Below are 26,397 nucleotides of genomic sequence, written 5' to 3'. Positions count from 1 at the left end.
GGGAACGGGAATTGCACGGCGCGGACGGATCGGATTTAAGGGCAATGTACCCGTAATTGAAGGCCCATTTCCTTGCACGAATTGACCAAAATGGCTGCTTCCCCCCGCCCCGAGCTGCATGTCGCGACCGAGGGGGAATTTGCGGGCTGGCAGACCTGGATCCGCGACAGCTTTGAGAATCATATCGGCCCCTTCTGGCACCGCCTGGAGGCGGACGGCAGCGTCCGCTGCGCCTTCCGGGTCGAGAAGAAGCACCTGAACGGCTCCGGGAACGTCCATGGCGGCTGCTTCATGGCCTTCGCCGACTACAGCCTGTTCGCGCTTGGCCGCCACGCCCTGGCCGGCAAAGGCGTGACGGTCAATTTCGCCTGCGAATTCCTCGATGCGGGACATGAGGGCGAGCTGATCGAGTGCACCGGCGAGGTCACCCGCGCCGGCAAGTCGCTGATCTTCCTGCGCGGGCAGATGACCGCCGGTGAGCGGCTTCTGTTCACCTTTTCCGGGACGATCAAGCGGGCGAAGTGGAAGTCGCTCCCTCAGCCAAACGCATAGCTCGGCGCCTTCCCTTTTCGCCGCCCCTCGCCCAGACTTGCGGCAAGCGCGTTCGCGCCGGGGAGCAGAAACAAGGTGCCGCAGAGCACATCGCCGAGGGGTCGCGCAGCGGCCGCCGTATCGTCGCCGCTGTCATCCATGGCCGCCACCGGCGCCCGCAACTGGCGCGACTACGCGCTACTGTTCGCGCTGGCCTGCTGCTGGAGCTCGACCTATCCGCTGGCAAAACTGGCGCTGGACACCATCCCGCCCATCACCTTCATCTCCGCGCGCTCGTTGATCGCCGCCGCCTTCCTGTTCGCGATCCTGTGGATGCGCGGCACCAAAATTCCCACCGACGCGAAGGCCTGGAAGCTGTTTGCGACCCAGCAGCTGATCAACTCGACCTTCCCGTTCCTGATCATCACCTGGTCGCAGCAATATGTGCCGGCCTCGAACACGGTGGTGCTGGCCTCGACCACGCCGATCTTCGCCTTCCTGATTACCTCGCTGATCACGCGGCACGAGCCGGCGACGCTGCTGAAGCTCGCCGGCGCGATGTTGGGACTCGCCGGCACCGTCGCCATCGTGGGGCTTGATGCGCTCCACGGCTTCGGCAGCGAGATCGTGGCGGAGATCGCGATCCTGCTCGCCACCATCTCCTTTGCCTGCGCGACCATCTTCGGCCTCAGGCTGTCCGAGTACGATCCGATGGTGGTGGCGGCCGGTTCGCTCCTGTTCGGCGGCCTCGTGCTGCTGCCGCCGTCGCTGATCATCGACCAGCCCTGGACGCTGCATCCGACGCCAACGGCGATCATCGCCACCATCGTGATGGGTATCGTCTCCAGTGCCCTGGGCCTGATGCTGTTCTACGTCTGCCTCGGCCGGCTCGGCACGCTGACCACCAACGCGCAAGGCTATTTGCGCATTCCGATCGGCGTCGGACTATCGGTGCTGCTGCTCGGCGAGAGCGTGCCGTCGAACCTGGCGCTGGGCCTTCTGCTGGTCATGGCGGGCGTCGCCGCGATGACGATTCCGGCCGAACGACTGAAGCTGCGCTAGCTCACGTCGAGAGCTGCTTCTCCGCAACCGACAGCCATTCGGCCTGCGCATCGCGCAGATATTTTGGCGCGCGGCGCATCTGGATCAGGAGCTCGTTGAAGACCATGCGCGCCTCCGCGGTGCGGCCGACCATTTGCAGCAGCATGCCGTAGCGCACCCGCGCCTCGGCGCCGGGGAAATAGCCGGCGAGCGCGTGATATTCCTCCAGGGCCTCGTCGAGCCGACCGACCTCGGCCAGCGCGCGGGCATAGAGCAGATGCGCGTCGGCGGAATCGAAATCCGGCCATTGCTTCTGGAGATCGTCCAGCGTCGCCAGCGCATCGGCCGGGCGCTTGGCGGCAAACTCGCCGCGCGCCTTGCCGAAGGCATAGGCGGGATCGTGGCCCATGGGCAGCTTCAGGATGTGAACATAGTGCGCTTCCGCTTCGCTGAAGCGGCCGATATTTGCGCACTCTTCCGCCAGCGCGGCGCGGTTGGCGATGGTGTCGGTGCCGGCCAGCCGGTCGGACAATTCGCGGTAGCGCTTCTCCGGATCGAGGCGATTGGCGAAACGCTGGCGCGCCTGCCGGGCGCCAGGGCTGGAAAACCATTCCGGAATGAGTTCGACCGCGATATAGGCCAGCGCGCCCATCATCGGGACCAGCAGGATGATGAAGGCCCAGGGCCGCAGCCGCCCCGTGCGCGAGGCGTGATAGATCAGCGTGATATCGAGCAGCAGAACGACCAAAGCGACGGGCATGTGACATCCACGGGGCACAACGACAGCGCACGCTTCCTGATATCGCAACCGGCGCGACCGAACAACCTGGAGTTGCCAGTCTTCGCGGAAATCAGCGGCCCAGGACGCATGCGCCGAGATGGCGACGTGGAGTCAGTCGCCTCAATCGCAAGGCAGGTTCACGGGATCGCAGCCAGAAAGCGGTCTACTGCTTGGCGTCGTCCGCCAGCATCTTCCGGTACTTCTCGACGTCGCGCGTCACGAGCTGCTGCAACAGCTCCGGCGTGTGCTCGTTGTCGTCAGGCGCGACGGTGGAGAGGTCGGCAAAGCGCTTCTTCACCGCCTCGGTCTCCACCGCCGTGCGAGCCGCAGCGTTCAGCTTGGCAATGACGGCCTGCGGCGTGCCCTTCGGCGCGAACAAGCCGTTCCAGCCCTGCGCCTCGAACTCCGGCAGCCCGGCTTCAGACGACGTCGGCAGCTCGGGCAGCGTCGCGAGCCGCACGGTCGAGCCGACCACGAGGCCCCTCACCAGCTTCTCGTTGATCGACTGCGAGACCGAGGCGGCGGCATCGCAGACGCCGTCGATCTGGCTGCCGACGGCATCCGTCAGCGCGGGCGCGGCGCCGCGATAGCCGACCAGCGTCGCATCGATCCCGGCGGCGGTGACGAAGCTCTTGCAGATCAGGTAGTTCGACGAGCCGACACCGGCATGGCCGAGATTGATCTTGCCCGGATTGGCCTTGGCGTAGGCGATGAACTCCTTGAGGTCCTTCGCCGGAAAGTCCTTGCGCAGCGCGATGATGCCGAACGTCTTCGCCACCATCGCGATCGGCACGAAGGAGTCGGGCGTGAACGGCAGTTTTGGATAGATCGTGTAGGTCGCGGCATTGGTGCCGGCATTGCCGATCGCAATCGTGTAGCCGTCAGGCTCGGCGCGCGAGGCGCGCGCCAGCGCGGTCGAGCCGCCGGCGCCCGCAACGTTCTCGATCACGATGGTCTGGCCGAGCGCGATGCCCATCTGCTCGGCCACCGTGCGCGCGATCACGTCCGAAGTGCCGCCGGCCGCGAACGGCACGATCATGGTGATCGGACGCTTGGGATAGTCCTGCGCGAATGCGCCTGTTGCAAACGCCAGCGCCGCGACCGCGGCGAGAGCACGCTTTACCACGAACGGGATCACGCGGCCTTTTCCAGATGCTGGGCGAGGCCGGCGAACAGGCCGCGGCCGTCGGTGCAGCCCATGATGTCTTCGACGTGGTTTTCGGGATGCGGCATCATGCCGAGCACGTTGCCCCTGTCGTTGACGATACCGGCGATCGACTGTGCCGCGCCGTTGATGTTGGCGGCCTCGTCGACCACGCCGTCGGCCGAGCAGTAGCGATAGAGCACCCGCCCCTCGCCCTCGAGCCGCTTGATGGTTTCTTCGTCCGCCTCGTAATTGCCCTCGCCATGGGCGACCGGCACGCGGATCACCTGGCCGGCATTGTAGCCGCGGGTGAACGGGGTGTCGGAGCGCTCGACGCGCAGATGCACGTCGCGGCAGATGAATTTCAGCCGCGCATTGCGCATCAATACGCCCGGCAGAAGGCCGGATTCGCAGAGGATCTGGAAGCCGTTGCAGACGCCGAGCACGAGCCCGCCCTTGGCCGCGTAATCGCGCACCGCATCCATCACCGGCGCACGCGCGGCGATTGCGCCACAGCGCAGGTAATCGCCATAGGAGAAGCCGCCCGGCACGACCACGAGATCGGTGCCTGATGGCAGCGACGTCTCGGCGTGCCAGACCATCGCCGGCTCGCTGCCGGAGATCAGCCTCAATGCGCGCGCCATGTCGCGCTCACGGTTGATTCCGGGAAAGACGAGGATGGCGGCTTTCATGGCAGAGGTTCCGACGGTGATGGGAATCGGGCTGGCCAAAGGGCCAATTCGTGAAGAGACATAGCCATTTGACGGGGATTTTACCAGTGCTAGCCTTGCCGGGCGGTCTTGTACACAGGCCATAGCCACGGCACTTTTGCCCGACGATCTTGCCCGGGATTGAAGCCATGAACGTCCCGTCGCGGCCCGCATCCCCCTCCGAGCCGGTATCCACCGAGGGCGTCATCGCTGCCGGCGCCTATGTCGACGGAAGGCGCGTCGCCAACATCGCCATCAGCGAAGCGTCGAGCTGGCGGGCCAAGCCCGGCCACGTGGTCTGGATCGGCCTGCATGAGCCCGATATGGCGCTGCTCGGCGCGGTGCAGAAGCAGTTCGACCTGCACGAGCTCGCGATCGAGGACGCCAACCACGCCCATCAGCGGCCCAAGATCGAGCAATATGGCGAGGCCCTGTTCATCGTGGCGCGCACGGCGCAGCTGATCGATGGCCGCATCGCCTTCGGCGAGACGCATATCTTCGTCGGCGACGGCTATCTGGTCTCGGTGCGCCATGGCGCCTCGACGTCCTACACCCCGGTGCGCGAACGCTGCGAAAGCTGCCCGCGGGCGCTCGCCCGCGGCGAAGACTACATCCTCTACGCCATTCTCGATTTCATCGTCGACAACTACTCGCCGGTGCTGGAGAGCATTCACGAAGAGGTCGAAGGCATCGAGGACGACGTGCTCGCCCACGCGATCACCAGGGCGCAGATCGAGCGGCTCTACATGCTGCGCCGTGACCTGTTACGGCTCCGCAACGCGATCGGACCGCTGGTGGAGGTCTGCCGCCGGCTCGAGCACGACGAGCTGTCGATGGTGCGCGCGACGATGCAGCCCTTGTTCCGCGACGTCACCGACCACGTCAGGAACATCCAGGAGCGCATCGATTCCATGCGCGAGGTCCTGGCCTTCGCCTTCGAGGCGAGCTTGCTGGTCGGTCAGGCGCAGGAAACCGCGGTGTCCAAGAAGCTCGCCTCGTGGCTCGCCATCATCGCGATCCCGACCGCGCTTGCGGGCATCTACGGCATGAATTTCAAGCACATGCCGGAGCTGGATTGGGAGTACGGCTATTACATGCTGCTCGGCGTGATGCTGGCGGCCTGCGGCGCGCTCTACTGGCGTTTTCGGCGGGTGGGATGGCTGTGAGCTGCGAAAGCGCTCAGCAATAACTTCGTAGCCCGGATGGAGCGCAGCGCAATCCGGGACGGCCTCTCCGCAGCGCGGGGCCCCGGATTTCGCTTCGCTCCATCCGGGCTACGCTCAGTCCAACCTAGACGATCTCCACGCGATAATTCTCGATCACGGTATTCGCCAGCAGCTTGTCGGCGGCTTCCTTCAGCGCGGCTTCCGCCTTGGCCTTGTCAGCACCGGCGAGCTCGATGTCGAACACCTTGCCCTGGCGGACGCTGGCGACGCCGTCGACGCCGAGCGACTTCAGCGCGCCTTCGATGGCCTTGCCTTGCGGATCGAGGATGCCGGTCTTCAGGGTAACGGTAACACGTGCCTTCACGTCTATATCCCTCTTAGCTCTTCACCAGCACCGGGCCCGTGCCCTGCGGACGCTCGTTCTCCATGAGGATGCCGAGGCGCTTTGCAACTTCGGTATAGGCCTCGAGCAGGCCGCCGAGGTCGCGGCGGAAGCGATCCTTGTCGAGCTTCTCGTTCGACTTGATGTCCCACAGACGGCAGCTGTCCGGTGAGATCTCGTCGGCGACGATGATCCGCATCATCTCGTTCTCGAACAGGCGGCCGCACTCCATCTTGAAGTCGACGAGGCGGATGCCGATGCCGAGGAAGAGGCCGGTGAGGAAGTCGTTGACGCGGATGGCGAGCGCCATGATGTCGTCGATCTCCTGCGGCGTCGCCCAGCCGAAGGCGGTGATGTGCTCTTCCGACACCATGGGGTCGTTGAGCTGGTCGTTCTTGTAGTAGAATTCGATGATCGAGCGCGGCAGCTGCGTGCCCTCCTCGATGCCGAGACGCTGCGACAGCGAGCCGGCAGCAACGTTCCGCACCACCACCTCCAGCGGCACGATCTCGACCTCGCGAATCAACTGCTCGCGCATGTTGAGGCGGCGGATGAAATGGGTCGGCACCCCGATGTCGTTGAGGTGCTGAAACAGGTACTCCGAGATCCGGTTGTTGAGGACACCCTTGCCCTCGATCACCTGATGCTTTTTCGCATTGAACGCGGTGGCGTCGTCCTTGAAGTGCTGGATCAGGGTACCGGGCTCCGGGCCTTCGTAGAGAACCTTTGCCTTGCCTTCATAAATGCGACGCCGACGGCTCATTGGGATGTACCGTGTTTTGTTGAAATCCATGAATTTGGTGTGCTCCGGTTGACTAGGATTACGACCCACAGCGGAGCTGCCGTGAACGGCCCGGAACCCATCCATAACCCAAGGAAACACTGAGGAAACAGAACGGGAACCAAGCCTTTAGGCAACCTATCCGATTGGCTGTCCGAGCACAATCGATCCGGCCGTCCGGCACCAACTTATACCGTCTTGCCTGCGGCTTAACGGCTCGTTGTTTTGCCGATTCGTGCTCCTTATCTAGGCATGCGCCGGGGCTCCCGCAACGAGGGGTCGCCGGGTCCAGTCAGCAGGGAATTGGAAGACGCATGAGCGAAATCAGCAAGCGCCAGGAAGGCTTCGAGAAGAAATTTGCCCTCGACGAGGAGCAGAAATTCAAGGCGGAGGCCCGCCGCAACCGTCTGCTCGGCCTGTGGGCGGCCGAAAAGCTCGGCATATCGGGCGACGCCGCCACCGCCTATGCCAAGGAGGTCGTCGCGGCCGATTTCGAGGAAGCCGGCGATGCCGACGTCCTGCGCAAGGTCATGGCCGATTTCGCCACCAAGAGCGTCGCGGTTACCGAGCAGGCGATTCGCGCCAAGATGAGCGAGCTGCTCGCGGTCGCGGCCGCCGAGGTGAAGGCAGGGAAATAATACGTTCAGATCCGACGCCGCCGCGCAACGACCTTGCGCGCCGGCGATTTTTTTCGCCTACCCCGGATGTTCGAAACGTCGCCCGTGGCGTAGTCGCGGCGGATGGTCTCCAGCAAGCGCTGAGCGGCCGCACTCAGAAAGCCGCCGCGACGGGTCACCAGGACGATGTGCTGGTCCGCAGCGAGATCGCCGACGGTGATCGTCGAGATCGCCCCCGCACGCAGTTCCTCCGCCACGTGGCTTTGCGCCAATAGCGCAAGGCCAAAGCCCGCCTCCACGAGCCGCTTCTGTGCGGTGAGGCTGTCCACCGCCGTCCACTCCACGTCCCCGAGGCCTTGCGTCAGGAACAGCGCGAACACGTGCGCGGCTGCGATCTCACGGCGGCCGCGCGTTTCCGGGAACGCGATCCAGCGTTCCCCGCGAAGCTCGGCAAGCCGTCTCACGCGCTTGCCGGCGAGCGGATGATCGGACGCACAGACCACCTGCAACGCTTCGCTGAGCACCAGCTCACAGGCGAGATCGCCGGCCCGGTCGGTGTTGTAACGCAGGCCGATCGTGGCCTCGCCGCGCCGGATGAGATCAGAGACCTCCGCGCTGGTCGCGGTCCGCAAGGCGAGCGCGACCGCGGGATTATCCGCGGCAAACCGTTTCATGATGCCCGACAGGCGGCCGTCGGCGAGCGTGCCGGTGACGGCCAGCGAAACCGGCCCCGAATTCTGCTTGGTCAGCGCGAGTATCGCCTGTTCGGCGTCCTGCGCCGCCGCGACGGCGCGCTCGGCATAGGGGATCAGCACGCGCCCGGCGTCGCTGAGCCGCGTACGGCCCGCGATCCTCTCGAACAGGGGCACGCCGAGCTCCTGCTCCAACAGCGCGATGCGGCGCGAGATCGCCGGCTGCGAACGATGCAGGAATTTTGCGGCATTCGAGATGCCGCCCCTGCGATGAACGATCAGGAAGGTGTTGAGGGCATCGCTGTCCATGGCGGACACCTCATGCAAAAAACTGATGATGCTGAGAGAAATAACAAATTTGGCGGATGACGAAAACGGGCCTAAGGCTGCCGCGTGTGGACGAGTTGAAGCGGAGACAAGTCATGACGAGCCAAGTGGACAAGGCGAGAGCGTTTCGCGCCCTGCATGAGCGCCCCGGCGCGTTTATCATTCCCAACCCCTGGGATGCCGGCACCGCAAAGCTGCTCGCCGCCGCCGGCTTCGAGGCGCTCGCAACCACAAGCCTCGGCCTTGCCAACATGCACGGAAGCTCGACCGTCAGTCTCGATGCAATCCTCGACAATTGCCGCGTGATCGCGAAGGCCACCGATCTTCCGGTCAGCGTCGATCTGGAGAATTGCGGCGCCCACGATCCGAGACGCGCAGCCGAAGCGATCCGGCGCACCGCCGAGGCCGGTGCGGTCGGCGGCTCGATCGAGGACTTCACCGGAGACCGCGAGCGGCCGATCTACGACTTCTCGCTCGCGGTCGAGCGCGTCCAGGCCGCCGCCGAGACAGCGCGCTCGCTGTCGTTTCCGTTCACGCTGACGGCACGCGCGGAAAACCTCCTGCACGGGCGCAACGATCTCGACGACACGATCCGGCGGCTCCAGGCGTTCGAGGCTGCGGGGGCCGATGTCCTCTACGCACCGGGGGTCCACGACCTCGCCACGATCAGGACGGTCGTCACCTCGGTCGGAAAGCCATTCAACCTCGTGATGGGTTTTGCCGATCCGACGCTGACGCTCCCGCAATTGTCCGCGGCCGGCGTCAAGCGCATCAGCGTCGGCGGCGCCATGTCGCGTTATGCGCTGGCCGCGTTCCTGAAGAGCGCGCGCGAGATGAAGGAGAACGGCTCCTTCACCTTTGTTCGCGAGATGGCACCGATCAAGCAGCTGCGCGACGCATTCGCGTCGGTCAGCCCTTCCTAAAGCCGTACTCCGGCACGCTGCCGCCGGCGCCGTAATCTTTGTACGGCAGAGACTTGCCGCTCATGGTGATCTGGACGCGATCGCCCCTCGGGTTGGCGACGCGCTCGATCCCCATGTCGAAGTCGATCGCCGACATGATGCCTCCCCCGAGCCTGGCTCCGATATTTCTGGCCAGGCTGATGGGACCATCGTCTTTCGCAACACACCCACTCTTTGCTAACACCACCTTGTGATCGACCTTTGGTTGCAATTCATCAGACTAAAATCTAAGATGTTATTGATAGCAGCCTTAAGGGGAGGCGAAAATGAACGAAATGGTTGCGAGGCAAATCACCGACCAGGCCCAGGCGGTCCAAACCCAATCCGGTACCTATACCTGGTACCTCAACGCGTATCAGCTGCACGGCAACCTTTGGCTGTCCTGGCAGACCACCGCGCCGTTCAGGGCCCAGCAGGGACAAGTCATGGTCTATTCGAGCCAGTTTTTCCCATCCAATCCCCAAGACAATGTCAAGGCATGGCAGTGGGATAACGTCAGCTCGAGTGGATGGGATTCCGGTCTGCCTTATGGCACCGGCTGGTATTGCGCGTGGAATGCGCAACGCAGTCCAAACGGACCTTACGCCTACGCTGTGCAGCTCGTTACGGCTTAGCACGGCCGGCGTCGGCTGGTTCGTCAAGGAGCGCACGGTTTCGGAGCGCCATGCCGGCGCGGATCACTTTCAACACAGAAGCCGTGACGCCGCGCTCAAAAAGCGCGGCGCGTGGTCGTGACGACGTCGCGTGGCGCGCCGTCAGGTTGCGCGCGACGGCAGCCTCCGCAAAGCAATCCATCGCCCGCGCACCACGCAGGATTGGATGGATTGCTTCGTTGCTTCAGCGCAAGTTGCTTCGCAATCTTGTTGCAAGCTCCCCGCAATGGCGGTTGAGCCCCCTCACCCTTCCTTGAAGCCGTACTCCGGCACGTTGCCGCTGGCGCCGTAATATTTGTACGGCAGGAATTTTCCGCTCATGGTGATCTTGACGCGATCGCCCTTCGGGTTGGCGACGCGCTCGATCCCCATGTCGAAGTCGATCGCCGACATGATGCCGTCGCCGAACTCTTCCTCGATCAGCGCTTTCCAGGCCGGACCGTTCACCATGACCATCTCGTAGAAGCGATAGATCAGGGGATCGGTCGGCGGCATCGGCGTGCCGGTGCCGCGCATCGGCACCTCGTTGAGCATCGCGGTCTCGGCCTTCGAGAGGCCGAACAGCTCGCCGGCGTTCGCCGCCTGCGGCTTCGTCAGCTTCATCTGGCCCATGATCGCGCCGACGATCAGCACCTCGGAATAGCCGCCGATCTTTTCGCAGATGTGTTTCCAGCTCCAGCCCTTCTCGCGCTTGATGTCGAGCAGTTTTTCGGTGAGGTCTTCGCGTTTCATGTCAGGGTCTCCTCTTCAAAAGCATGATCCGGAAAGGTGTGAAGCGGTTTTCCGTAGATCATGCGTCTACAAATCAGGCGGTCATTCCGGGATTGGTCCCGGGTGTCCAGGCCTGTCGTTGCTCTTCACCGCTGGATGCGATCGAGAGGCCAGGCTTGCCGATATGCACCAGGGGTACGTTGCGCGGATCGTGGTCCGGCGTCTCGGCGGCGAAGGTCTTGCTGCGCGCCACCAGGAAATCGATGATGTGGTTGCGCAGCGCATAGTAGAGCGGATGGCGGTGCAAATCGGTGCGGGCGCGATCCCTCGGCAGCGGATTCTCGACGACCTCGGCCAGCACCGCCCCGGGCCCGTTGGTCATCAGGAAAATCTTGTCGGCGAGATAGATCGCCTCGTCGACGTCATGGGTGATCATGAACGCGGTTTGCCCGGTCTCCAGGCAAATCCGCCGCACCTCGTCCTGCAGCGTACCGCGCGTCAGCGCGTCGAGCGCCGAGAACGGCTCGTCCATCAGCATCATCTTCGGCGTGATCGACAACGCGCGCGCGATGCCGACACGCTGCTTCATGCCGCCCGACAGCTCCGAGGGGCGCTTGTGCTCGGAGCCGGTGAGGCCGACGAGGTCGATGAACGTCTGCGCATGCGCCTTGACCTTCGCGCGGTCCCAGCTCCGCCATTTCGAGCTCACGGCATAGGCGACGTTGCCGAGCACGGTGCGCCAGGGCAGCAGCGCATGGCTCTGGAAGATCACGGCGCGGTCGAGGCTGGTGCCCGAGATCGCCTGCCCGTCCACGATGACCGCGCCTTCGCTCGGCGCATCGAGGCCGGCGAGGATGTTCAGCACCGTGGTCTTGCCGCAGCCGGAATGGCCGATCACGCAACAGAACTCGCCGCGCGCCATCGACAGCCAGAGGTTCTCGAAAATGGTGGTCGTGGCGCCACCTGCACCGGGATAGCGTTTGGCGATGCCTTCGATGGAGACGAATTTGTCGGTCACAGCCTCTACTCCGGAAAGGTGACCATGCGCGTGAAGCGCGCGAGGATCTGGTCGAGCAGCATGCCGACGATCCCGATCAGGAGGATCGCGATGATGACGTTGGTGATCGAGAGGTTGTTCCACTCGTTCCAGACGAAGTAGCCGATGCCGGTGCCGCCGACGAGCATCTCGGCCGCGACGATCACGAGCCAGGCGATGCCGATCGAGATGCGCATGCCGGTCAAAATCGTCGGCGCCGCCGCCGGGAGGATCACGGTGAAGGCGCGCCTGACGGTGCCGACCTCCAGCGTGCGCGCGACGTTGATCCATTCCTTGCGCACGCTGGCGACGCCAAAGACGGTATTGAGCAGCATCGGCCAGATCGAGCAGATGAAGATCACGAAGATCGCGGACACCGAGGAGTCCTTGATGGTGTAGAGCGCCAGCGGCATCCAGGCCAGCGGCGAGATCGGCTTCAGCACCTGGATGAACGGATCGAGCGCCTTGCTCAGCAGCGGCGACATGCCGATCAGGAAGCCGAGCGGGATCGCGACCAGTACCGCGAGCAGATAGCCGGTGCCGACGCGCGCGATGGAATAAGCGAGCTGGATGCCGAGGCCCTTGTCGTTCGGCCCGTTGTCGTAGAATGGCCGCTTCAGATGATCCCACAGCTTGGCCCCGACATCGAGCGGGCCGGGCATGGCGGATTTGCCCTGCGTGGCGGTGAGGCCCATCAGCTTGGCGTATTCCGGGCTCATCGTCGTCACCGGCGCGGTGGAGCGCGTGGCGAGATGCCAGATGCCGAGGAAGGCGGCGAGGAGCGCGATGGAGACGAGGCCGGCGCGGAGACGAAGGGAGGATGTCATCGGGCAGAACCTCTCCACCCGTCGTCCCGGCGAAGGCCGGGACCCATACCGCGGAATCTATCGATTGTTGTCAGTAGCAGTACCGAACGACGAGTCTTCGCCAAACGGCTCCCTGGGGTTATGGGTCCCGGCCTTCGCCGGGACGACGCTGAGGAGAGAGCGTGGCACATCACGACTGCTTCCTGATCTTGAAGCTCGCCACATAATCCTCAGGCTTGGCCGGATCGAAATTCTTCCCCATCACCGCGAACGACTTGTAGCTGCTCGCTGGCGGCGACAGGCCCATCTCGGTCATCAGCTTCTTGGTGTCGGTGGCGAGATACACTTGCTCGGCCACCGCCTTGTAGTCGACATCGCCCTTGATCTGGCCCCAGCGCTTCATCTGCGTCAGCATCCACACCGCGAAGGACTGCCAGGGGAACGGATCGAAATCGACGCGCTTGGCATCGGTCTTCACCCCGCCGAGGCCGTCGGCATAGGTGCCGGTGAGCACCTGCTCCAGCACCGTGACCGGCGCGTTGATGTAGTTGGCCGGCGCGATCGCCTCCGCGATCTGCTTGCGGTTCTCCGCCTTCGACGCATAGGCGGTGGCATCGACGATGGCGCGTGTCAGCGCCGCAAAGCTGTTCGGCGCTGACGTGATGAATTCGCGGCTGGCGGCGAAGCTGCAGCAGGGATGGCCGTCCCAGATCTCCTTGGAGAGCAGATGCATGAAGCCGACGCCGTCATAGATTGCGCGCTGGCAGATGTTGTCGGGCGCGAGGAAGCCGTCGATGTTGTCGGCGCGCAGATTCGCGACCATCTCCGGCGGCGGCACCGAGCGCAGTTGCACGTCGGTGTCAGGATCGAGGCCATGCTCCGCCAAATAGTAGCGCAGCAGGTAATTGTGCATGGAATAGTCGAAGGGGATCGCGAATTTCAGGCCCCTCCAGTCCTTTGGGTCACGCTTGTCCTTGTGCTTGCTCGCCAGCACGATGCCCTGCCCGTTGATGTTCTCGATCGCGGGGACGGCAAAGGGGATGGCATTGGCCCCGAGGCCGAGCGAGATCGCGATCGGCATCGGCGCCAGCATGTGCGCGGCGTCGTATTCCTTGTTGATGGTCTTGTCGCGGATCACGGCCCAGCCCGCGGTCTTGACCACTTCGACGTTGAGGCCGTGCTTGGCATAGAAGCCCATCGGCGCCGCCATGATGATGGGCGTGGCGCAGGTGATCGGGATGAAGCCGACCTTGAGGTCCTTCTTCTCGGGCGCGCCCGTCTGCGCAAGGACCTCGGTCGCCGTCTTGAGCGGGAAGAACTGCGAGAGGGCCGCGAGCGCCGTGGATGCGCCGACCGACTTCAGGAAGGCGCGCCGCGCCACGTCCTGCGGAAACATCGCGCGCATCACGGCGGAGGCGACGACGCCCTCGTAGCGCTTCTCCTCGCTCTCGACGGGGTCACAGCGCAGCGCCGTGGCCTGCTCATGCTCGGCCGCGGATTGATGCTGGCCGCAGGCGCAGCCGGCTCGAAGGTTGCGATCGGGATCAAACGGATTGTCGAACGTGGACATCGGCCCTCCTGCGCGTCATTGCGAGGAGCAATTACGCAAGGAGCATGCCACGGCCTTCAGAGCAGCCACTGCCTTGATGACGCAGCACTTTCGCCTGCCCTTGGCCACTACGAAAACTCGTGATAAACGATATTTCGTAGTTCAATGACGAGATTTCGTAATGGCAACGACGCCAATGCCCGTCCACGATGACGTGGCCCCCGCCATCGACCCGCGCATCGCGGCGTTCGAATCTTCGGTCGAGGCGACGCTGCTGGTCGATCCCTTCAGCGACCAGATCGTCGACGCCAATCCCGCCGCCTGCGTCCTGCTCGGCTATGACCGCACGCTGCTGCGGCAGACCAGGGCCAGCACGCTCCACGCCGGCGAGCTCCCGGCCCTCACCGTCTTCACCCAGGCGGTGCTGCACAAGGGCGCCTACTGGACCACGGCGCTCACGCCCCGTCACGCGACGGGGCAAAATCTCCAGCTCGAATATGCCGGCTGCCTGCTGCCGCATGACGGCCGCTCGCTGCTGCTGCTGACGCTGACCGACCTCGAAGCGCGCCGCCGCCGCAATGTCGATGCCGCCGCCGAAGACCATATGCGCGGCGGCATCTCGACCTGGCAGCGGGTCGAGCGCGTGTTCCAGGACATCGAGCGCGAGAACCAGCTGATCCTGCGCGCCGCCGGCGAAGGCATCTATGGCGTCAACGCGGAAGGCAAGACCACCTTCGTCAACCCGGCTGCCGAGCGCATGCTCGGCTGGACCGCCGAAGAGCTGGTCGGCAAGGAGATCCACCCGATCGTCCACCACACTCATCACGATGGCCGGCACTATCACAACCACGACTGTCCGATCTATGCCGCGTTCCGCGACGGTGCCGTGCACCAGGTCGATGGCGAAGTGTTCTGGCGCAAGGATGGCTCGCCCGCCTGGGTCGAATACACCTCGACGCCGATCCGCGATCGCGGCGTCGTCGTCGGCGCCGTCGTGGTGTTCCGCGACGTCAGCCAGCGCCGCGAGGCCGACGAGAAGCTGCATGCGGCCCTTGCCGAAGTCGACCGTCTGCGCGAGCGGCTCGAGCTGGAGAACGCCTATCTGCAGGAGGAAATCCGCATCGAGACCAATCCGCGCGGCATCATCGGCCAAAGCGAGGCGATCCAGAAGACGCTGCGCCAGGTCAAGCTGGTGGCGCCGACCACCGCGGCGGTGATGATCACCGGCGAGTCCGGCACCGGCAAGGAGCTGATCGCGCGCGCCATCCACGAGGATTCCACCCGCCGCGACCGCCCGCTGATCCGCGTCAACTGCGCCGCGATCCCGCGTGAATTGTTCGAGAGCGAGTTCTTCGGCCATGTCCGCGGCGCCTTCACCGGCGCAACGCGCGACCGCATCGGCCGCTTCGAGCTCGCCGACGGCGGCACGCTGTTCCTCGACGAGGTCGGCGAGATCCCACTCGAACTGCAGGGCAAGCTGCTGCGCGTGCTGCAGGAGGGACATTTCGAGCGCGTCGGCCAGGAGCGCACCCGCGCCGTCGATGTCCGCGTCATCGCCGCGACCAACCGCGACCTGAAGCAGGAGGTGCAGCGCGGCCGTTTCCGCGAGGACCTCTATTTCCGCCTCAACGTGTTCCCGATCGAGACCGTCCCCTTGCGCGAACGGCGCGAGGACATTCCCCTGCTCGCCCAGCACTTCTTGACGCGCGAGGGCAAGGCACTGAAGTCGAATCTGCGCCTCTCCGAGGGCGATGCGCGGCGGCTCGCCCGCTACGACTGGCCCGGCAACGTCCGCGAATTGCAGAACGTGATCGAGCGCGCCGCGATCCTGTCGCAGAACGGCCGCCTGCGCATCGATCTGCCCGACGCCTCCGGTGCGCAAGCGCCGAGCGGCGCCACGCGCCAGAAGGCCGACGCGCGCCCCGTGGTCATGACGTCAGCCGAGATGCGCGACCACGAGCGCGCGAACATCATGGCCGCGCTAGAGGCTTGCGCCGGAAAAGTGTTTGGCCCCGGCGGCGCGGCCGAAATGCTTGACGTCAAGCCGACCACGCTGGCCTCGCGGATCAAGGCGCTGGGAATAGCGCCTCGTCCGCGGGCCACGTGATCGCCGGCGCTCACGCCGCCTTGGTCGTCACATCAGTTGCAATCGGAAGCCCCTGCTCGATCGGCAACGAGGGATCCCGCGACCATTCGTTCCAGGAGCCGAAATACATCCGCACATCCTTCACGCCGGCGTTCTTCAGCGCCAGGAAGGTGTTCGAGGCACGCGCACCCTTGAAGCAGTAGAGATAGACCGGCGTGGTCGTCGAGATGCCGACGGTCGCGCATTCGGCCAAAATCTCGTCCTTGGACTTGAAGCGCGGACCTTCGGCGGTCGGCTTCATCATGCGGTACCATTCCAGCCACACCGCGCCGGGGATGCGGCCCTTGCGCGGGCAGAAATCCTTCCCATACGGAGAGGAGCTGTCGCCGATCCACTCGTCGACATCGCGGACGTCGAGGATGGCGATGCCGGGCTTGCCGACGGCGGCGAGCATGGTCTTGGCATCGATCAGGATCTCGCCGGCTTCCGGCAGAACCGCGAACGAAGCCTTTGCCGGCGTCGGCACATCCTTGGTGACCGGAAAACCGGCGGCCGACCAGGCGTCGAAGCCGCCATGCAGCACCTTCACCTTGGGATAGCCGAGCATGGTGAGCAGGTAATAGCCGCGGCAGGACTGGCCGAAGCCGGAGTTCATCGACTGCTCGTAAATCACGGCCGTCTCCTTGCCGGAGAGCCCGGCACCGCCGAACGCGTCGGCGAACTTGGTCTTCAGTTCGGCCATGCCTTCCGGCGTCGAGGTCGCCAGGAACGTGAAGATTTCATGCACGTTCACCGCGCCCGGCACATGGCCGGCGGCGTAGGCGTCGGGATTGCGGGTGTCGATGACGACACATGGCTCGGTCTTCAAGAGATCGGCGAGTTCGACGGCAGTGATCAGGACGTCAGTCATGGCAGCCTCTCCGTTGAGGTTGGGGGGTCACAAGGGTCGTCGTCTTAGGGTCGCGTCTTAGGTCTTCTTGGGGTTGGACTCGTAGAACTCAGGAATCGGCGAGCATCTTGCGCAGCTGCTTGGTGGCGGGCGTGACGATCGCGACGAAATAGGCCTCGCGCAGGCGCCGCTGCGCGCGGTGGCTTTTGAGGTAGCCGCGCGCGCCACAATGCAGCATCGCCGCATGCGCCGCCGCGACGCTGGCTTCGCCCGCGCGAAGCCGCAGCGCGATCACCTTGCGCCAATAGGTCTCCTCCTCGTTGTAGGGATCGCGCGCCAGCGCCATGGTCTCGGCTTCGAGCTCGGCGGCGAGATCGCGGAAATGCACCGGCTGCTGCGGCAAATAGCGGTTGATGTGGCCGAGCGAACCATCGACCTCGTCCATGATGTTGATGCAATCGCGGATCACGCCCAGCGCCATGCCGGCCTGGAGCAGGATGAAGCCGGCGCGGATCTTCTTGACGAAGGGCGCGGCGGGATCGGCGAGGATCAGCTCATCCGGCACGAAGACGTCGCGGAACTGAACGCCGTAAGTGCCGGTGCCGTCCATCGCGAGGAACGGCTTGCACGGCGTCAGCGTGATCGCGGGATCGGAGCAATCGGCGAGGAACATGACAGTGCCGGGCTCGCCACTTGCGATGCCCTGATCGTCCTCGCGCTCGAAAATCGTGCCGAAGAAATGATCCGGGCCGAGATTGGAGACCCAGGGCAGCGCACCGCGCACGATGTAGCCGCCCTCGACCTTGCGCCCTTTCAGCTTCAGCTTCTCGATGCCGAAAAAGCTCTTCATCGGATTGGACAGCCCGGTGCCGCCGAGCACGCGCCCTGTCGAGAACGCATCGCCAAAACGCCGCGCCAGCTTCAGATTGGTCGAGTTGGCGGCGTACCAGACCAGTGTGTTCTGGCACCAGGCCATGAAGGCGGTGGCGCCACAGACCTCGCCGATCGCAGCCATCGACTCGATCGCGCAGCGCAAGTCCGCGGGACCTTCCAGGGGCATGTGACTGCCCCAGGCGCCGACCGCGCCGAACGCGCGCAGCACCTCGGCCGGATAGACCGAGCCGTCGTCGATGCCGGCAGCGAGCGGCGCGAGCTGCTCCCGCGCGATCCGCGCCACCTCCCCTGCGATGGACGGTGCGGGCTGATCCAGAACTTCGACCCGCGATAAAGCCAGTGAACCCATGATCGTCTCCCGCACCGTTGTCCCTGTTGCTAGATCCCGACCTCGAGATTGACCGGGCGGGTGAACGTGTTGGCGACCGGCGACCATTTCTTCACATGGGCGACCAGCGCGTTGATCTCGTCCTGCGAGATGCCCTCGCACTCCATGTCGACCTTGACGCGCACGTCGGTGAAGCCGACCGGCTTGTCCGAGGTGTCGCCGGTGCCCCAGACCGCGGTGATGTTGAGGTCGCCTTCGAGCTCGAGCTCGAGCTTGTTGACGATCCAGCCGCGATGCACGGCGTTGGCGTGCAGGCCGACCGCAAGGCAGGAGCCGAGCGCGGCGAGCGAGGCCTCCGACGGATTGGGCGCGGTGTCGTCGCCCAAAAGGCCCGGCGGCTCGTCGACGATATAGGGCGGCAGGTTGCGGATGTAGTTGGCGTGGCGGAATTTTCCTTCCGCGACCGTCTTGCACTTCAAGGTCTTGATGACCTTCGGATTCGCCTTGCCGTTGGCGATCAGTTGCTCGAGGCCATTCTTGTCGATGGGTGCGAGGCAACCCGTCAGCACTGTCTTTTGAACGACGGCAGTCATCAATCTTCTCCCTGGCAGAAGTGGAAATCGGCAGGATACCGAACGGTCTGTTTCCTTGCATGGAGCGTGCCAGAGCCCGCCGAAAACAAAATGCGAAGCTTTGGAGCCGCTTAAGCCTCCCTGCCTGCGGATTGATCAGCGGCCGCTTGCTCAAAGGCGATGCAGATGGGCGGCCTTTGCGAATCTTTTCAGCGCGGAAGAGATGCGGCTTGCTGATGCAGCACGGCTGCGGGTAAGTTTGTCACCATGGCAAAGACGTCATCGAGAAAGCATTCGCCGCACGCCGCCGCTGGCGAAGATGAATCCGCACGCGGGCGCCTGCTCAGCGCCGCAACACATCTCTTCTGCAAGAACGGCATCAACGCCACCGGCATCGACGCGATCATCGAGGAAGCCGGCACGGCGAAAACAACACTCTACAAATTGTTCGGCTCCAAGACCAATCTCGTCAACGCGGTGCTGGAGAGCGAAGGCAAGCAGTGGCGCGAATGGTTCATCGGCGCCATGGAAGCGGGCGGCGGCGACGCGCAGGCGAAGCTGACGCGGATCTTCCCGGCGCTGAAGAGCTGGTTCGCGGAAGAGCGGTTCTACGGCTGTCCCTTCATCAACGCGGTCGGCGAGCACGACAAGGACGCAAAACAGTTCCGCAACATCGCGCTGAAGCACAAGAAGATCGTGCTCGGCCACATCGAGAAGCTCGCCGGCGAGCTCGGCTCCAGCGAGCCCGCGGTGCTGGCGCACCAGCTCGGTCTCATCATCGACGGCGCCATCGTCGCGGCGATGATCTCGCGCGATCCGGGCGTGGCCGATACGGCCGCGCTCACCGCCGGCCCCCTGCTCGGCCAGGCGAAAGTAAAGAAGAAGCGTGGGGCGGATCAGCTCGAGGCGGTGTAAACGCGCTGGTCTCGTAGCCCGCATGCAGCGAAGCGGAATGCGGGGGCACCGTCCCGGATTACGCTCCGCTCCATCCGGGCTACGAAGATCTCGTAGGGTGGGCAAAGGCGCGAAGCGCCGTGCCCACCATTCCTTGCCAGATTTGTCGAACCATGGTGGGCACGCTGCGCTTTGCCCACCCTACGAGACTGGTAGCCCGCATGAGCGCAGCGACATGCGGGACCTTGCCCCGGATGTCGCGGTGCCTGTCATCGGGCGGCGCGTTGCGCCGAACCGTTGGCTCACCGGGCTACGACGTTGTCCCAATCCGCCCCTCGCCGCACACCTGCACCAACCCGCACCTTCCTGCACAGCCGCAGTCCCGGCAGCGCCCATTTACCTTGCGTCAAGCACGGCCGGCACAATCGGCTTCTGGCTTAAAAGGCTGTTAGGAGCCGTCGTCGTTGTTGGCCCCTGGGATATTGGGACGCTCTGCAATGCAATCGAACGAGGCACTCTACAGCGCGCCGAGCTGGCGCCTGACGCGCTGGCTGGCCGATGCCGGGCCGGGCGCGCCCGACGACATCCGTGCCGCGCTGATTGCCCAGCTGCACGGCTCCCTGCCGGTGTTTGCCGCCGGCGCCGTCAACACCATTGCGGTCGCCGCCGTGATCGCAGCGCGCAAGCAGACCGCCCCCTTCATCGTCTGGCTGGTCATGGAGATCGCGATCTGCCTCGCCCGTCTCCTCGTGCTTGCCAGCGCGCATCGCAAGGCGCGTGAGCACCGCCCCACTCCCACCGACCTTCATCTCCTGCTTGCGGTCGCCTGGAGCGCCAGCGTCGGATTTGGCGCCATCGCCAGCCTTGCGAGCGGCGACTGGGTCGTCGCCATGCTGGCGTCGCTGTCGGCCGCAGCGATGGTCGGCGGCATCTGCTTCCGCAATTTCGGCGCACCACGCCTCGCCGGAACCATGATCCTCTTGAGCCTTGGTCCCATCATCCCCGGCGCCGCACTCGCCGGCGAGCCGCTGTTCTACATCGTGTATCTGCAGGTGCCGATGTATCTGGCTGCGATGACGGCTGCCGCTTTCCGTCTCAACCGGATGCTGATCGCAACCATGCGCGCCGAGCGCGAGAACAGCCATCGCGCCCATCATGACGCGCTGACGGGACTGCTCAATCGGGCCGGCCTCGTCGAAGCGCTCGGCACGAGGCTCGCGGCGCGCGCCGAACGCTCCTTCGCGGTGATGTTCTTCGACCTCGACAATTTCAAGCCGATCAACGACACGTTCGGACACGCGGCGGGCGACGAAGTGCTGAAAGCGGTGGCCGCGCGCGTGCGCCGGGTGTTGCCTGACGGCACCGTGGTTGCGCGGATGGGCGGCGACGAATTCGTCGTGGTCCTCGACGGCGTCACTCCCGTGCTGGCGCAGGAGACGGGACACCGCCTCATCGCCGAGGTTGCCGCTTCCTATGAGCTCAGTGGCGAGGTGCGCGCCAGTGTCGGAGCCAGCGTCGGCATTGCGATGTCACCGGATCACGGCGCCGAAGTCGCCGAATTGCTCGCGATCGCCGATGCCGCGCTCTACGATGCGAAGTCGGGCGGCAAATCCCGCTGCTGCCTCGCATCGGTCGAGACCAACGTGGCAGCGCTGCGCCGGATGCAACAGAGCGAGCCGGGCGGCCCCATCGCAAGCGCGGCCTGATGTGGAATTTTGTAGGGTGGGTTAGTCCTGCAGATACGCAAAGCGCATCTGCGCGGCGTAACGCACCACTTCTGTTTCTGTAGACACGAAAGCGGTGGGTTACGCCTTGCGGACTGCGCTTCGCGCAGCCGGATGGCTAACCCACCCTGCAAGAGTCTCCCTAGCTGCTCGTCACCTGCCGGACCGGCGGCGGCTTCCACGTCCCGTTGATGATCGAGGGCGACTTCTCGTTCGGCCAGTACATGCGCAGCATCAGCACGAACTTGCCCGCCGGCGCAGGAAGCCAGTTGCTCTCCTTGTCGGGACCGGGATTGTCCTTCTGAAGGTAGAGATCGACCGAACCGTCCGGATTGGCCTTGAGGTTCTGGCGGGCACTGATGGACTGGCGGTTGATCGGATTGGCGACGAAGAAATAGTTTTCGTCGTACATCGTGAGCGACCAGAAGCCTGCGACGGGAGGAAGTTGCCCCTTCGGAAAACGCATGACGTACTTGTTGCTGCCGACATACTCTTTCCCGTCGGCGTCCTTCTGGGATGTCGGATAGCACGCATCCTGGATTCGGTTGGCGCCAAGCCCGATGGCCGTGACAAGCGCACGGTTGAAATAATTGGTGCCGTAGACGCCGGCTTCGCTGTCGAAGGCCCAGCCGTTGATGTTCTTGATCGCCTTGTTGACCTTGAACTGGAGCATAATGCGGTCGAACGCCACCTGTGGGACTCGCTTGGCGAAGGCAACGTCGAACTTGCCCGCATCAAAATCCTTGCCGGGGACGAGGCCGATCTGCGCGAACCTGGCGACCTCGGGCGCATCGGCGGCGGCCGGCGGATTGCGCTTCATCAATTGCGCGAGAAGGGTGAAATAGGCCGCGGCGTCCATGCGGTTGACCTGGTCGCGAACCGGCGTCTTCATGTCGATCGACGCATCGACCTTTCCTGCCGGCGGCGTATAGGACTTGCCGTAGGCGCTGAGAGGGACGATCTTGAACTCGTCCTGCGCGGCGTGCACGGCCGCATAATCCTCCGGTGTGCCGGTGCAGTAGATGCGGCCCAGAATCCACACCATGCTCGTGGGTGATTTGTATTCCTTGACGCCGGCGGGAAGCGTTCCCTTCCAGCCCGGACCGGTGATCGCGTAAGTCTGCGCCTTGGTGCCGGTGGTGCGCTTGCCCGGCACCTGGAACACATTGGTCCAGCCGTCCAGCATCGGAAACAGGAAGTAGCGGTCTTTCATATCAGGCATACTCAGGACCCAGGGCTCGTCGCCCACGTCGATCCAGGCCGTCGTGTAGAGGGTGTCGGCATTGGGTGCCGTGACATCCCTGAAGCTGGCATCAGGGTACTTGCGCAACTTGACGAACTGCCCCATCGGCCCGTGCGTGCCCTCCACCGCCGCAACGTTCGTCATGACCCGGCGGGTCATCTCCATCGTCACCAGCGGATATCCGTAGATATAGGCGTCCTGGGCGAGCCAGAAATCGTCGCCGCCCTCCAGGGCCCTGACGACGGGGCCATCAAAGTCGGCGCGTGCTGCGCGGGACATCGCGAGAACCGATACAGCGGCGCTGAAGGTGGCAAGTGCTTGGCGACGGCTGATTGACATACCGAACCCTCCCTGTTGCGCTCAAAAGCGTAACGGGCCGGGTTCCCTGTTCTTTGACATGCATCAATGGGGCGATCTGGCCTTGGGCGCAGCGCACTTCACACATGTCGACATCAACTAAAGGTAGAAGTGGTTGTTAAGCCAACGCTAACCTTCCCGAAGACGACGCGTGCTCGCTCTTGGCGCTTCCAACTCGTAGGGTAGGCAAAGGCGCGCAGCGCCGTGCCCACCACCTCTGTCTCCGCGTCGTCGGTCAACATGGTGGGCACGCTTCCGCCTTCGCTCTTCGAGCTACGGCGGACAAAGCCCTACGAGGCCGTGCCTGAGCGCGTCAGCGGCTCGCCCGTAACGAGCTGAGCTCGAAATCGGCGGCCTGTTTCTCGATGAAGGTCTTCGGGCAATCGGCGACAGCGAGGTCGAACAACCGCAAGGCTTCTTCCCTGGAGCCGCGTTGCAGGGTAAGTTCAGCGGCAAAGAAATGCGCCTCGCAGACCTGCCCCTTTCTTTTCCTCGGATCCGGATCGTTTGCGGCGTCGAACACTTGCTCCGGCGTCTTCGTGCCAAGAAAGAGGTTGATGATCGGCGCAGGCCATTTCGTCATGTCGAGCTGCGTTGCAGCCTCGGCCAGCCGGCCTGGTTCATGACTGCGACTTGCAATGATCTCACGCCACAATGCCGCATAGGCATTCTTGCGATCGAGCCGGACTGCCTCGTCCAGGTCGGCCAACGATTTGGCAAGCGAACCGGCCTGCCAATGAGCACTCGCGCGGGCGCGATAGGCACGGACGTCCCGGGGATCGAGTTGCACGAGTTGATCGTACTCAGCAATCGAGCGGCTGAAGTCACCCTTGGCTTTGTACGCGTTGGCGCGCAGCCCGAGTGCATCCTTGTCCCTGGGATCAAAGCGGATCGCCTCATCAAAGTCTGCGATGGCGCGATCGAGGTCCCCTTTCGCGTAATGGGCTTCTCCCCGTGCACGCAGCGGAGGGCCATCCCCCGAAGCAAGTCTGGTTGCCTCACCATCGACAGACGCGGAAACGGGGTCGCCATCTTGCCCCTGAATAGGCGCCTTGCTAGGTTTTTTTCGATCCTGACGCACCTGCTGCATGGCCTCGGTATAGTCGGCAATGGCGCGGTCATAATCGCCCTTTTGTGAGCAGGCGACGCCGCGCCAGAAGTAGGCCGATGGGCTTCGTGGGTTAATCTCGACGATTCGGTCATAGTCGGCGATGGCGCGGTCGAACTCACCCAACTGAAGAAAGGATTCGCCGCGGAAATAATAGAACCCTTCGCCCTTTGGCTTGATCTGGATGGTTTGATCGAGCGCGGCCAATGCGCGCTCCCTGTCACCCTTGGCGAAGTAAACCCGGCCGCGGCACAATTGGCCGCCGCCACTTTCCGGGCTGATCTCGACCACTCGATCACAATCGGCCATGGCACGCGCCGGATCCCCGCTGCGGATGTAAGCGAGGGCCCGGTCGACACGCGCTTTGACGTTGTCCGGATGGATCTGAAGGGCCTGATCATAATCGGCGATGGCACGGACGAAATCTCGGCTCGCCTGGTAGACTTGAGCGCGCCCCAAATAAGCGTAGGTATTCTTGGGATCGACCTCGATGACTTTGGCGTAATCGGACAGCGCGGCCGCGGGCGCTCGCTTTCGAACATGCGCATAAGCCCTGCTCAGCCGGGCGGGCAGATTGTCCGGATAGCGCTCGATGATCCGATCGTAATCAGCGATCTCGAGGTCGATCTCGCCTTTCTGCTGGTAGAACATAGCGCGGCGGAGATAAGCCATGACCACGCCTTGCGACATGGTTGGAGCAGCCTCGATCATCGCGGTGCAGCCTGCGATGCGGTCATCAACGCTGAAATTTCCGACCGCGTTGCACTTGGCGGTCAGGGGCATTTCCGCACGTGCGGCTGATACTTCGATCAAAGTCGCCAGCGCCAAGACACCGAAGCTTGCTGCCGCACAAATGAGTGTGCGGCCCACCATTTCAGACATGCAGTCCCCATTTCAATTCCCGGGGACGTCATAGCAACCGGCGACGCGTCTGCACAGCCCTTGGTTGCGGCATTACAAACCACAAACGCGGTTTGGTTGGGTGGGCAAAGGCGCGCAGCGCCGTGCCCACCACTTCTGTCTCAGCTCGTCGATTGGCATGGTGGGCACGCTTCGCTTTGCCCACTCTGCGAGACCTGTGCCGACGAAACCTACGTCGCCTGCTCCACCATCCCCTGCAGCCGCACCAGCTCCGCCTCCAGATCGCGCTCGACATCCGCCGCCCGGATCTCCAGCACGCGATAGTCCCGTGCCTCGAGCCAGGTCCGCCGCGACGCGCGGTCCGCGGCGATGGCTTCCCCCTCGCCCGGGTTCACCAGCTCGATCGCGATCCGGTGCGGGAACGAGACGAAGTCGGGGATATGACGCCCGACCGGGGTCTGGCGCTTGAACCCACCTGCAAAGCGCCGGTCGCGGGTCAGGGCCTGCCAGAGCAGGCGCTCGGCGTCGGTCGGGTTGCGGCGGAGCAGGCGGGCGAGGCCGCGCACGGTCGAGCCGCTGTCGGGCACGCCGCCGCCCTGGCCGTGCTCGGCCAGCAGCGCGCGCAGGCGCGTTGCCTGCTCGCCGTCGAGCACGCCGCCCTTGGCCGGGCCCTTGCGCCCCTCGGCGATCGCCATGATGACCCCGTGCAGGGTGTGCATGTCCTGCTTGGTCGGCTCCATCCGGCTAAAAATGTTGCGCAGGTTGACCAGCATGGTGTCGCGCTTCTCGGCCGGCCGCAGGAACTCGACCTTGTCGAGCTCGCGCACGAGATTGTCGAAGAAGGCCTGCATCTGGTGCTGCGAGGCGCGCTCGGAACGCTCGGGCATGGCGTGCGGCAGCTCGCCTGATGTCATCAGCTTGAACCATTCGTAGCCGATCAGCAGCACGGCCTGAGCGAGGTTGAGCGAGGCGAAGCCCGGATTGACCGGGAAGGTGATGATGCGGTTGGAGAGCCCGACCTCCTCATTGGTCAGGCCCCAGCGCTCCCGGCCGAACAGGATACCGGCCTTGCCGCCGGTCGCGACGTGCCCGGCGATCTCGCTAACCGCGGTCTCCGGCCCGACCACGGGCTTGGCCTGGTCGTGGGGACGAGCCGTGGTGGCGAACAGCAGGTCGAGGTCGGCGACCGCCTGCTCCACCGTGTCGAACAATTCGACCTTTTCCAGAATGTGGTCGGCGCCGGCCGCGGCCCGCTGTGCCGCGATGTTGGGCCAGCCGTCGCGGGGGTTGACGATGCGCAAGGCGCTCAGAGCAAAATTGCCCATGGCGCGCGCGGCCATGCCGATGTTTTCGCCGAGCTGCGGCTCGACCAGGATCACGATGGGACCGTCGAGGGAAAGGCCCGCCTTGGTCTTGTCAGTCCCCGACATCTCGTTTCGCTTTCACACTGGTTCTCAAGGCCTTGGAAAGGCTCTCTTCAGGAATTGATTCAAAGCCGGGCCTTGCCCCGCTCCCGGGCCGTCTGCCCGTTCGCCTGTCGTTTGCCTGTCCT

Annotated in this window: 26 protein-coding genes and 1 pseudogene; 9 read left to right on the top strand and 18 right to left on the bottom strand. The window is 64.3% G+C overall.

Translation table 11 applies throughout. From position 1 onward, the window contains the following. The first annotated feature begins 72 nt into the window (after nt 1-72). Nucleotides 73-552: a PaaI family thioesterase gene (locus tag QA649_RS18180; RefSeq protein WP_283025385.1), complete on the top strand. Its 480-nt coding sequence runs from the start codon at nt 73-75 to the stop codon at nt 550-552. Here QA649_RS18180 and QA649_RS18175 read toward each other — a convergent pair. Continuing rightward, entirely contained in the window at nt 537-692 is a 156-nt protein-coding gene (locus QA649_RS18175) for a hypothetical protein (protein ID WP_283026264.1), read from the bottom strand. The two genes, QA649_RS18180 and QA649_RS18175, sit on opposite strands and share 16 nt — an antisense overlap. Between QA649_RS18175 and QA649_RS18170 the strand changes: the two genes are divergently transcribed. Continuing rightward, entirely contained in the window at nt 628-1,593 is a 966-nt protein-coding gene (locus QA649_RS18170; protein ID WP_283025384.1) for a DMT family transporter, read from the top strand. The two genes, QA649_RS18175 and QA649_RS18170, sit on opposite strands and share 65 nt — an antisense overlap. Before the next feature lies 1 nt (nt 1,594). Here QA649_RS18170 and QA649_RS18165 read toward each other — a convergent pair whose 3' ends face one another. The 3 genes from QA649_RS18165 to purQ form a co-directional block, all read right to left on the bottom strand. After that, the gene (locus QA649_RS18165) at nt 1,595-2,332 is read right to left on the bottom strand and encodes a tetratricopeptide repeat protein (protein ID WP_283025383.1); all 738 of its coding nucleotides are present in this window, start codon (nt 2,330-2,332) and stop codon (nt 1,595-1,597) included. Nucleotides 2,333-2,516: 184 nt separating this feature from the next. Further along, nucleotides 2,517-3,491, bottom strand: a complete 975-nt coding sequence (locus tag QA649_RS18160) for a tripartite tricarboxylate transporter substrate binding protein BugD (protein WP_283025382.1) — start codon at nt 3,489-3,491, stop codon at nt 2,517-2,519. After that, the gene (gene purQ, locus QA649_RS18155; protein ID WP_283025381.1) at nt 3,488-4,189 is read right to left on the bottom strand and encodes a phosphoribosylformylglycinamidine synthase subunit PurQ; all 702 of its coding nucleotides are present in this window, start codon (nt 4,187-4,189) and stop codon (nt 3,488-3,490) included. Before purQ ends, QA649_RS18160 begins: the two co-directional genes overlap by 4 nt. A gap of 167 nt (nt 4,190-4,356) precedes the next feature. Here purQ and QA649_RS18150 point away from each other — a divergent pair, with 167 nt between their 5' ends. Beyond that, nucleotides 4,357-5,373, top strand: coding sequence for a magnesium and cobalt transport protein CorA (locus QA649_RS18150; RefSeq protein WP_018647439.1), 1,017 nt, complete (start codon nt 4,357-4,359; stop codon nt 5,371-5,373). Between the two features lie 124 nt (nt 5,374-5,497). Here QA649_RS18150 and purS read toward each other — a convergent pair whose 3' ends face one another. Both purS and purC read right to left on the bottom strand, forming a co-directional pair. Continuing rightward, a complete protein-coding gene (gene purS, locus QA649_RS18145) occupies nt 5,498-5,737 on the bottom strand; it encodes a phosphoribosylformylglycinamidine synthase subunit PurS (RefSeq protein WP_014494125.1) in 240 nt (79 codons plus the stop codon). Between the two features lie 13 nt (nt 5,738-5,750). Continuing rightward, nucleotides 5,751-6,518, bottom strand: coding sequence for a phosphoribosylaminoimidazolesuccinocarboxamide synthase (gene purC / locus QA649_RS18140; protein ID WP_172782948.1), 768 nt, complete (start codon nt 6,516-6,518; stop codon nt 5,751-5,753). Between the two features lie 332 nt (nt 6,519-6,850). Here purC and QA649_RS18135 point away from each other — a divergent pair, with 332 nt between their 5' ends. Further along, nucleotides 6,851-7,174: a DUF1476 domain-containing protein gene (locus tag QA649_RS18135; RefSeq protein ID WP_283025380.1), complete on the top strand. Its 324-nt coding sequence runs from the start codon at nt 6,851-6,853 to the stop codon at nt 7,172-7,174. A gap of 5 nt (nt 7,175-7,179) precedes the next feature. On the opposite strand, the gene QA649_RS18130 is transcribed toward QA649_RS18135, so the two are convergent. Continuing rightward, a complete protein-coding gene (locus tag QA649_RS18130) occupies nt 7,180-8,154 on the bottom strand; it encodes a LysR family transcriptional regulator (protein WP_283025379.1) in 975 nt (324 codons plus the stop codon). A gap of 113 nt (nt 8,155-8,267) precedes the next feature. Here QA649_RS18130 and QA649_RS18125 point away from each other — a divergent pair, with 113 nt between their 5' ends. Continuing rightward, on the top strand, nt 8,268-9,095 hold the full coding sequence (locus QA649_RS18125) for an isocitrate lyase/phosphoenolpyruvate mutase family protein (RefSeq protein ID WP_283025378.1): 828 nt from the start codon (nt 8,268-8,270) through the stop codon (nt 9,093-9,095). Here the strand turns inward: QA649_RS18125 and QA649_RS18120 are convergent. After that, a pseudogene (locus QA649_RS18120) lies at nt 9,082-9,237 on the bottom strand (cyanase); the annotation flags it as partial. The gene QA649_RS18125 and the pseudogene QA649_RS18120 overlap by 14 nt on opposite strands. 163 nt (nt 9,238-9,400) lie before the next feature. Between QA649_RS18120 and QA649_RS18115 the strand changes: the two are divergent. Further along, nucleotides 9,401-9,748, top strand: coding sequence for a hypothetical protein (locus QA649_RS18115; protein ID WP_283025377.1), 348 nt, complete (start codon nt 9,401-9,403; stop codon nt 9,746-9,748). Between the two features lie 282 nt (nt 9,749-10,030). Here the strand turns inward: QA649_RS18115 and cynS are convergent, their stop codons facing one another. From cynS to QA649_RS18095, 4 genes are all read right to left on the bottom strand, one after another. Then, the gene (gene cynS, locus QA649_RS18110; RefSeq protein WP_211403748.1) at nt 10,031-10,519 is read right to left on the bottom strand and encodes a cyanase; all 489 of its coding nucleotides are present in this window, start codon (nt 10,517-10,519) and stop codon (nt 10,031-10,033) included. 73 nt (nt 10,520-10,592) lie between these two features. Then, a complete protein-coding gene (locus tag QA649_RS18105; protein WP_283025376.1) occupies nt 10,593-11,516 on the bottom strand; it encodes an ABC transporter ATP-binding protein in 924 nt (307 codons plus the stop codon). A gap of 5 nt (nt 11,517-11,521) precedes the next feature. Beyond that, nucleotides 11,522-12,361, bottom strand: coding sequence for a nitrate ABC transporter permease (ntrB, locus tag QA649_RS18100; protein WP_283025375.1), 840 nt, complete (start codon nt 12,359-12,361; stop codon nt 11,522-11,524). Between the two features lie 169 nt (nt 12,362-12,530). Continuing rightward, nucleotides 12,531-13,910, bottom strand: a complete 1,380-nt coding sequence (locus QA649_RS18095; RefSeq protein WP_283025374.1) for a CmpA/NrtA family ABC transporter substrate-binding protein — start codon at nt 13,908-13,910, stop codon at nt 12,531-12,533. Nucleotides 13,911-14,070: 160 nt separating this feature from the next. On the opposite strand from QA649_RS18095, the gene QA649_RS18090 reads away from it, so the two are divergent. Then, nucleotides 14,071-15,996: a sigma 54-interacting transcriptional regulator gene (locus tag QA649_RS18090; RefSeq protein ID WP_283025373.1), complete on the top strand. Its 1,926-nt coding sequence runs from the start codon at nt 14,071-14,073 to the stop codon at nt 15,994-15,996. Between the two features lie 10 nt (nt 15,997-16,006). Here the strand turns inward: QA649_RS18090 and QA649_RS18085 are convergent, their stop codons facing one another. The 3 genes from QA649_RS18085 to QA649_RS18075 form a co-directional block, all read right to left on the bottom strand. Then, nucleotides 16,007-16,885, bottom strand: a complete 879-nt coding sequence (locus QA649_RS18085) for a sulfurtransferase (protein WP_283025372.1) — start codon at nt 16,883-16,885, stop codon at nt 16,007-16,009. 88 nt (nt 16,886-16,973) lie between these two features. Next, complete coding sequence (locus QA649_RS18080) at nt 16,974-18,107, bottom strand: acyl-CoA dehydrogenase family protein (RefSeq protein WP_283025371.1); 1,134 nt, start codon at nt 18,105-18,107, stop codon at nt 16,974-16,976. Nucleotides 18,108-18,136: 29 nt separating this feature from the next. Beyond that, nucleotides 18,137-18,679, bottom strand: a complete 543-nt coding sequence (locus tag QA649_RS18075) for an OsmC family protein (protein ID WP_061026226.1) — start codon at nt 18,677-18,679, stop codon at nt 18,137-18,139. Between the two features lie 246 nt (nt 18,680-18,925). On the opposite strand from QA649_RS18075, the gene QA649_RS18070 reads away from it, so the two are divergent. After that, nucleotides 18,926-19,573 (top strand): TetR/AcrR family transcriptional regulator, encoded by a 648-nt coding sequence (locus tag QA649_RS18070; protein ID WP_283025370.1) that lies wholly within the window; start codon nt 18,926-18,928, stop codon nt 19,571-19,573. A 476-nt stretch (nt 19,574-20,049) separates the two neighbouring features. Then, the gene (locus QA649_RS18065) at nt 20,050-21,258 is read left to right on the top strand and encodes a GGDEF domain-containing protein (RefSeq protein ID WP_283025369.1); all 1,209 of its coding nucleotides are present in this window, start codon (nt 20,050-20,052) and stop codon (nt 21,256-21,258) included. A gap of 160 nt (nt 21,259-21,418) precedes the next feature. Here QA649_RS18065 and QA649_RS18060 read toward each other — a convergent pair whose 3' ends face one another. From QA649_RS18060 to QA649_RS18050, 3 genes are all read right to left on the bottom strand, one after another. Then, the gene (locus QA649_RS18060; RefSeq protein WP_283025368.1) at nt 21,419-22,858 is read right to left on the bottom strand and encodes a DUF1254 domain-containing protein; all 1,440 of its coding nucleotides are present in this window, start codon (nt 22,856-22,858) and stop codon (nt 21,419-21,421) included. A 331-nt stretch (nt 22,859-23,189) separates the two neighbouring features. Continuing rightward, on the bottom strand, nt 23,190-24,866 hold the full coding sequence (locus QA649_RS18055) for a tetratricopeptide repeat protein (RefSeq protein ID WP_283025367.1): 1,677 nt from the start codon (nt 24,864-24,866) through the stop codon (nt 23,190-23,192). 209 nt (nt 24,867-25,075) lie between these two features. Beyond that, nucleotides 25,076-26,275, bottom strand: coding sequence for a TrmJ/YjtD family RNA methyltransferase (locus tag QA649_RS18050; protein WP_283025366.1), 1,200 nt, complete (start codon nt 26,273-26,275; stop codon nt 25,076-25,078). Nucleotides 26,276-26,397: the final 122 nt, after the last annotated feature.

It is taken from the genome of Bradyrhizobium sp. CB1717 (genome assembly GCF_029714325.1).
Classification (GTDB): Bacteria; Pseudomonadota; Alphaproteobacteria; order Rhizobiales; family Xanthobacteraceae; genus Bradyrhizobium.
The sequence above is the reverse complement of the archived record's forward strand: the minus strand, read 5'-3'. Positions and strand labels throughout refer to the sequence as shown.

Coding starts and splice junctions, on each gene's coding strand:
- QA649_RS18175 (WP_283026264.1), bottom strand. CDS start 692: ATGGATGACAGCGGCGACGATACGGCGGCCGCTGCGCGACCCCTCGGC.
- QA649_RS18165 (WP_283025383.1), bottom strand. CDS start 2,332: ATGCCCGTCGCTTTGGTCGTTCTGCTGCTCGATATCACGCTGATCTAT.
- purQ (WP_283025381.1), bottom strand. CDS start 4,189: ATGAAAGCCGCCATCCTCGTCTTTCCCGGAATCAACCGTGAGCGCGAC.
- QA649_RS18150 (WP_018647439.1), top strand. CDS start 4,357: ATGAACGTCCCGTCGCGGCCCGCATCCCCCTCCGAGCCGGTATCCACC.
- purC (WP_172782948.1), bottom strand. CDS start 6,518: ATGAGCCGTCGGCGTCGCATTTATGAAGGCAAGGCAAAGGTTCTCTAC.
- QA649_RS18135 (WP_283025380.1), top strand. CDS start 6,851: ATGAGCGAAATCAGCAAGCGCCAGGAAGGCTTCGAGAAGAAATTTGCC.
- QA649_RS18130 (WP_283025379.1), bottom strand. CDS start 8,154: ATGGACAGCGATGCCCTCAACACCTTCCTGATCGTTCATCGCAGGGGC.
- QA649_RS18125 (WP_283025378.1), top strand. CDS start 8,268: ATGACGAGCCAAGTGGACAAGGCGAGAGCGTTTCGCGCCCTGCATGAG.
- QA649_RS18115 (WP_283025377.1), top strand. CDS start 9,401: ATGAACGAAATGGTTGCGAGGCAAATCACCGACCAGGCCCAGGCGGTC.
- cynS (WP_211403748.1), bottom strand. CDS start 10,519: ATGAAACGCGAAGACCTCACCGAAAAACTGCTCGACATCAAGCGCGAG.
- ntrB (WP_283025375.1), bottom strand. CDS start 12,361: ATGACATCCTCCCTTCGTCTCCGCGCCGGCCTCGTCTCCATCGCGCTC.
- QA649_RS18095 (WP_283025374.1), bottom strand. CDS start 13,910: ATGTCCACGTTCGACAATCCGTTTGATCCCGATCGCAACCTTCGAGCC.
- QA649_RS18090 (WP_283025373.1), top strand. CDS start 14,071: ATGGCAACGACGCCAATGCCCGTCCACGATGACGTGGCCCCCGCCATC.
- QA649_RS18085 (WP_283025372.1), bottom strand. CDS start 16,885: ATGACTGACGTCCTGATCACTGCCGTCGAACTCGCCGATCTCTTGAAG.
- QA649_RS18080 (WP_283025371.1), bottom strand. CDS start 18,107: ATGGGTTCACTGGCTTTATCGCGGGTCGAAGTTCTGGATCAGCCCGCA.
- QA649_RS18075 (WP_061026226.1), bottom strand. CDS start 18,679: ATGACTGCCGTCGTTCAAAAGACAGTGCTGACGGGTTGCCTCGCACCC.
- QA649_RS18070 (WP_283025370.1), top strand. CDS start 18,926: ATGGCAAAGACGTCATCGAGAAAGCATTCGCCGCACGCCGCCGCTGGC.
- QA649_RS18065 (WP_283025369.1), top strand. CDS start 20,050: ATGCAATCGAACGAGGCACTCTACAGCGCGCCGAGCTGGCGCCTGACG.
- QA649_RS18060 (WP_283025368.1), bottom strand. CDS start 22,858: ATGTCAATCAGCCGTCGCCAAGCACTTGCCACCTTCAGCGCCGCTGTA.
- QA649_RS18055 (WP_283025367.1), bottom strand. CDS start 24,866: ATGTCTGAAATGGTGGGCCGCACACTCATTTGTGCGGCAGCAAGCTTC.
- QA649_RS18050 (WP_283025366.1), bottom strand. CDS start 26,275: ATGTCGGGGACTGACAAGACCAAGGCGGGCCTTTCCCTCGACGGTCCC.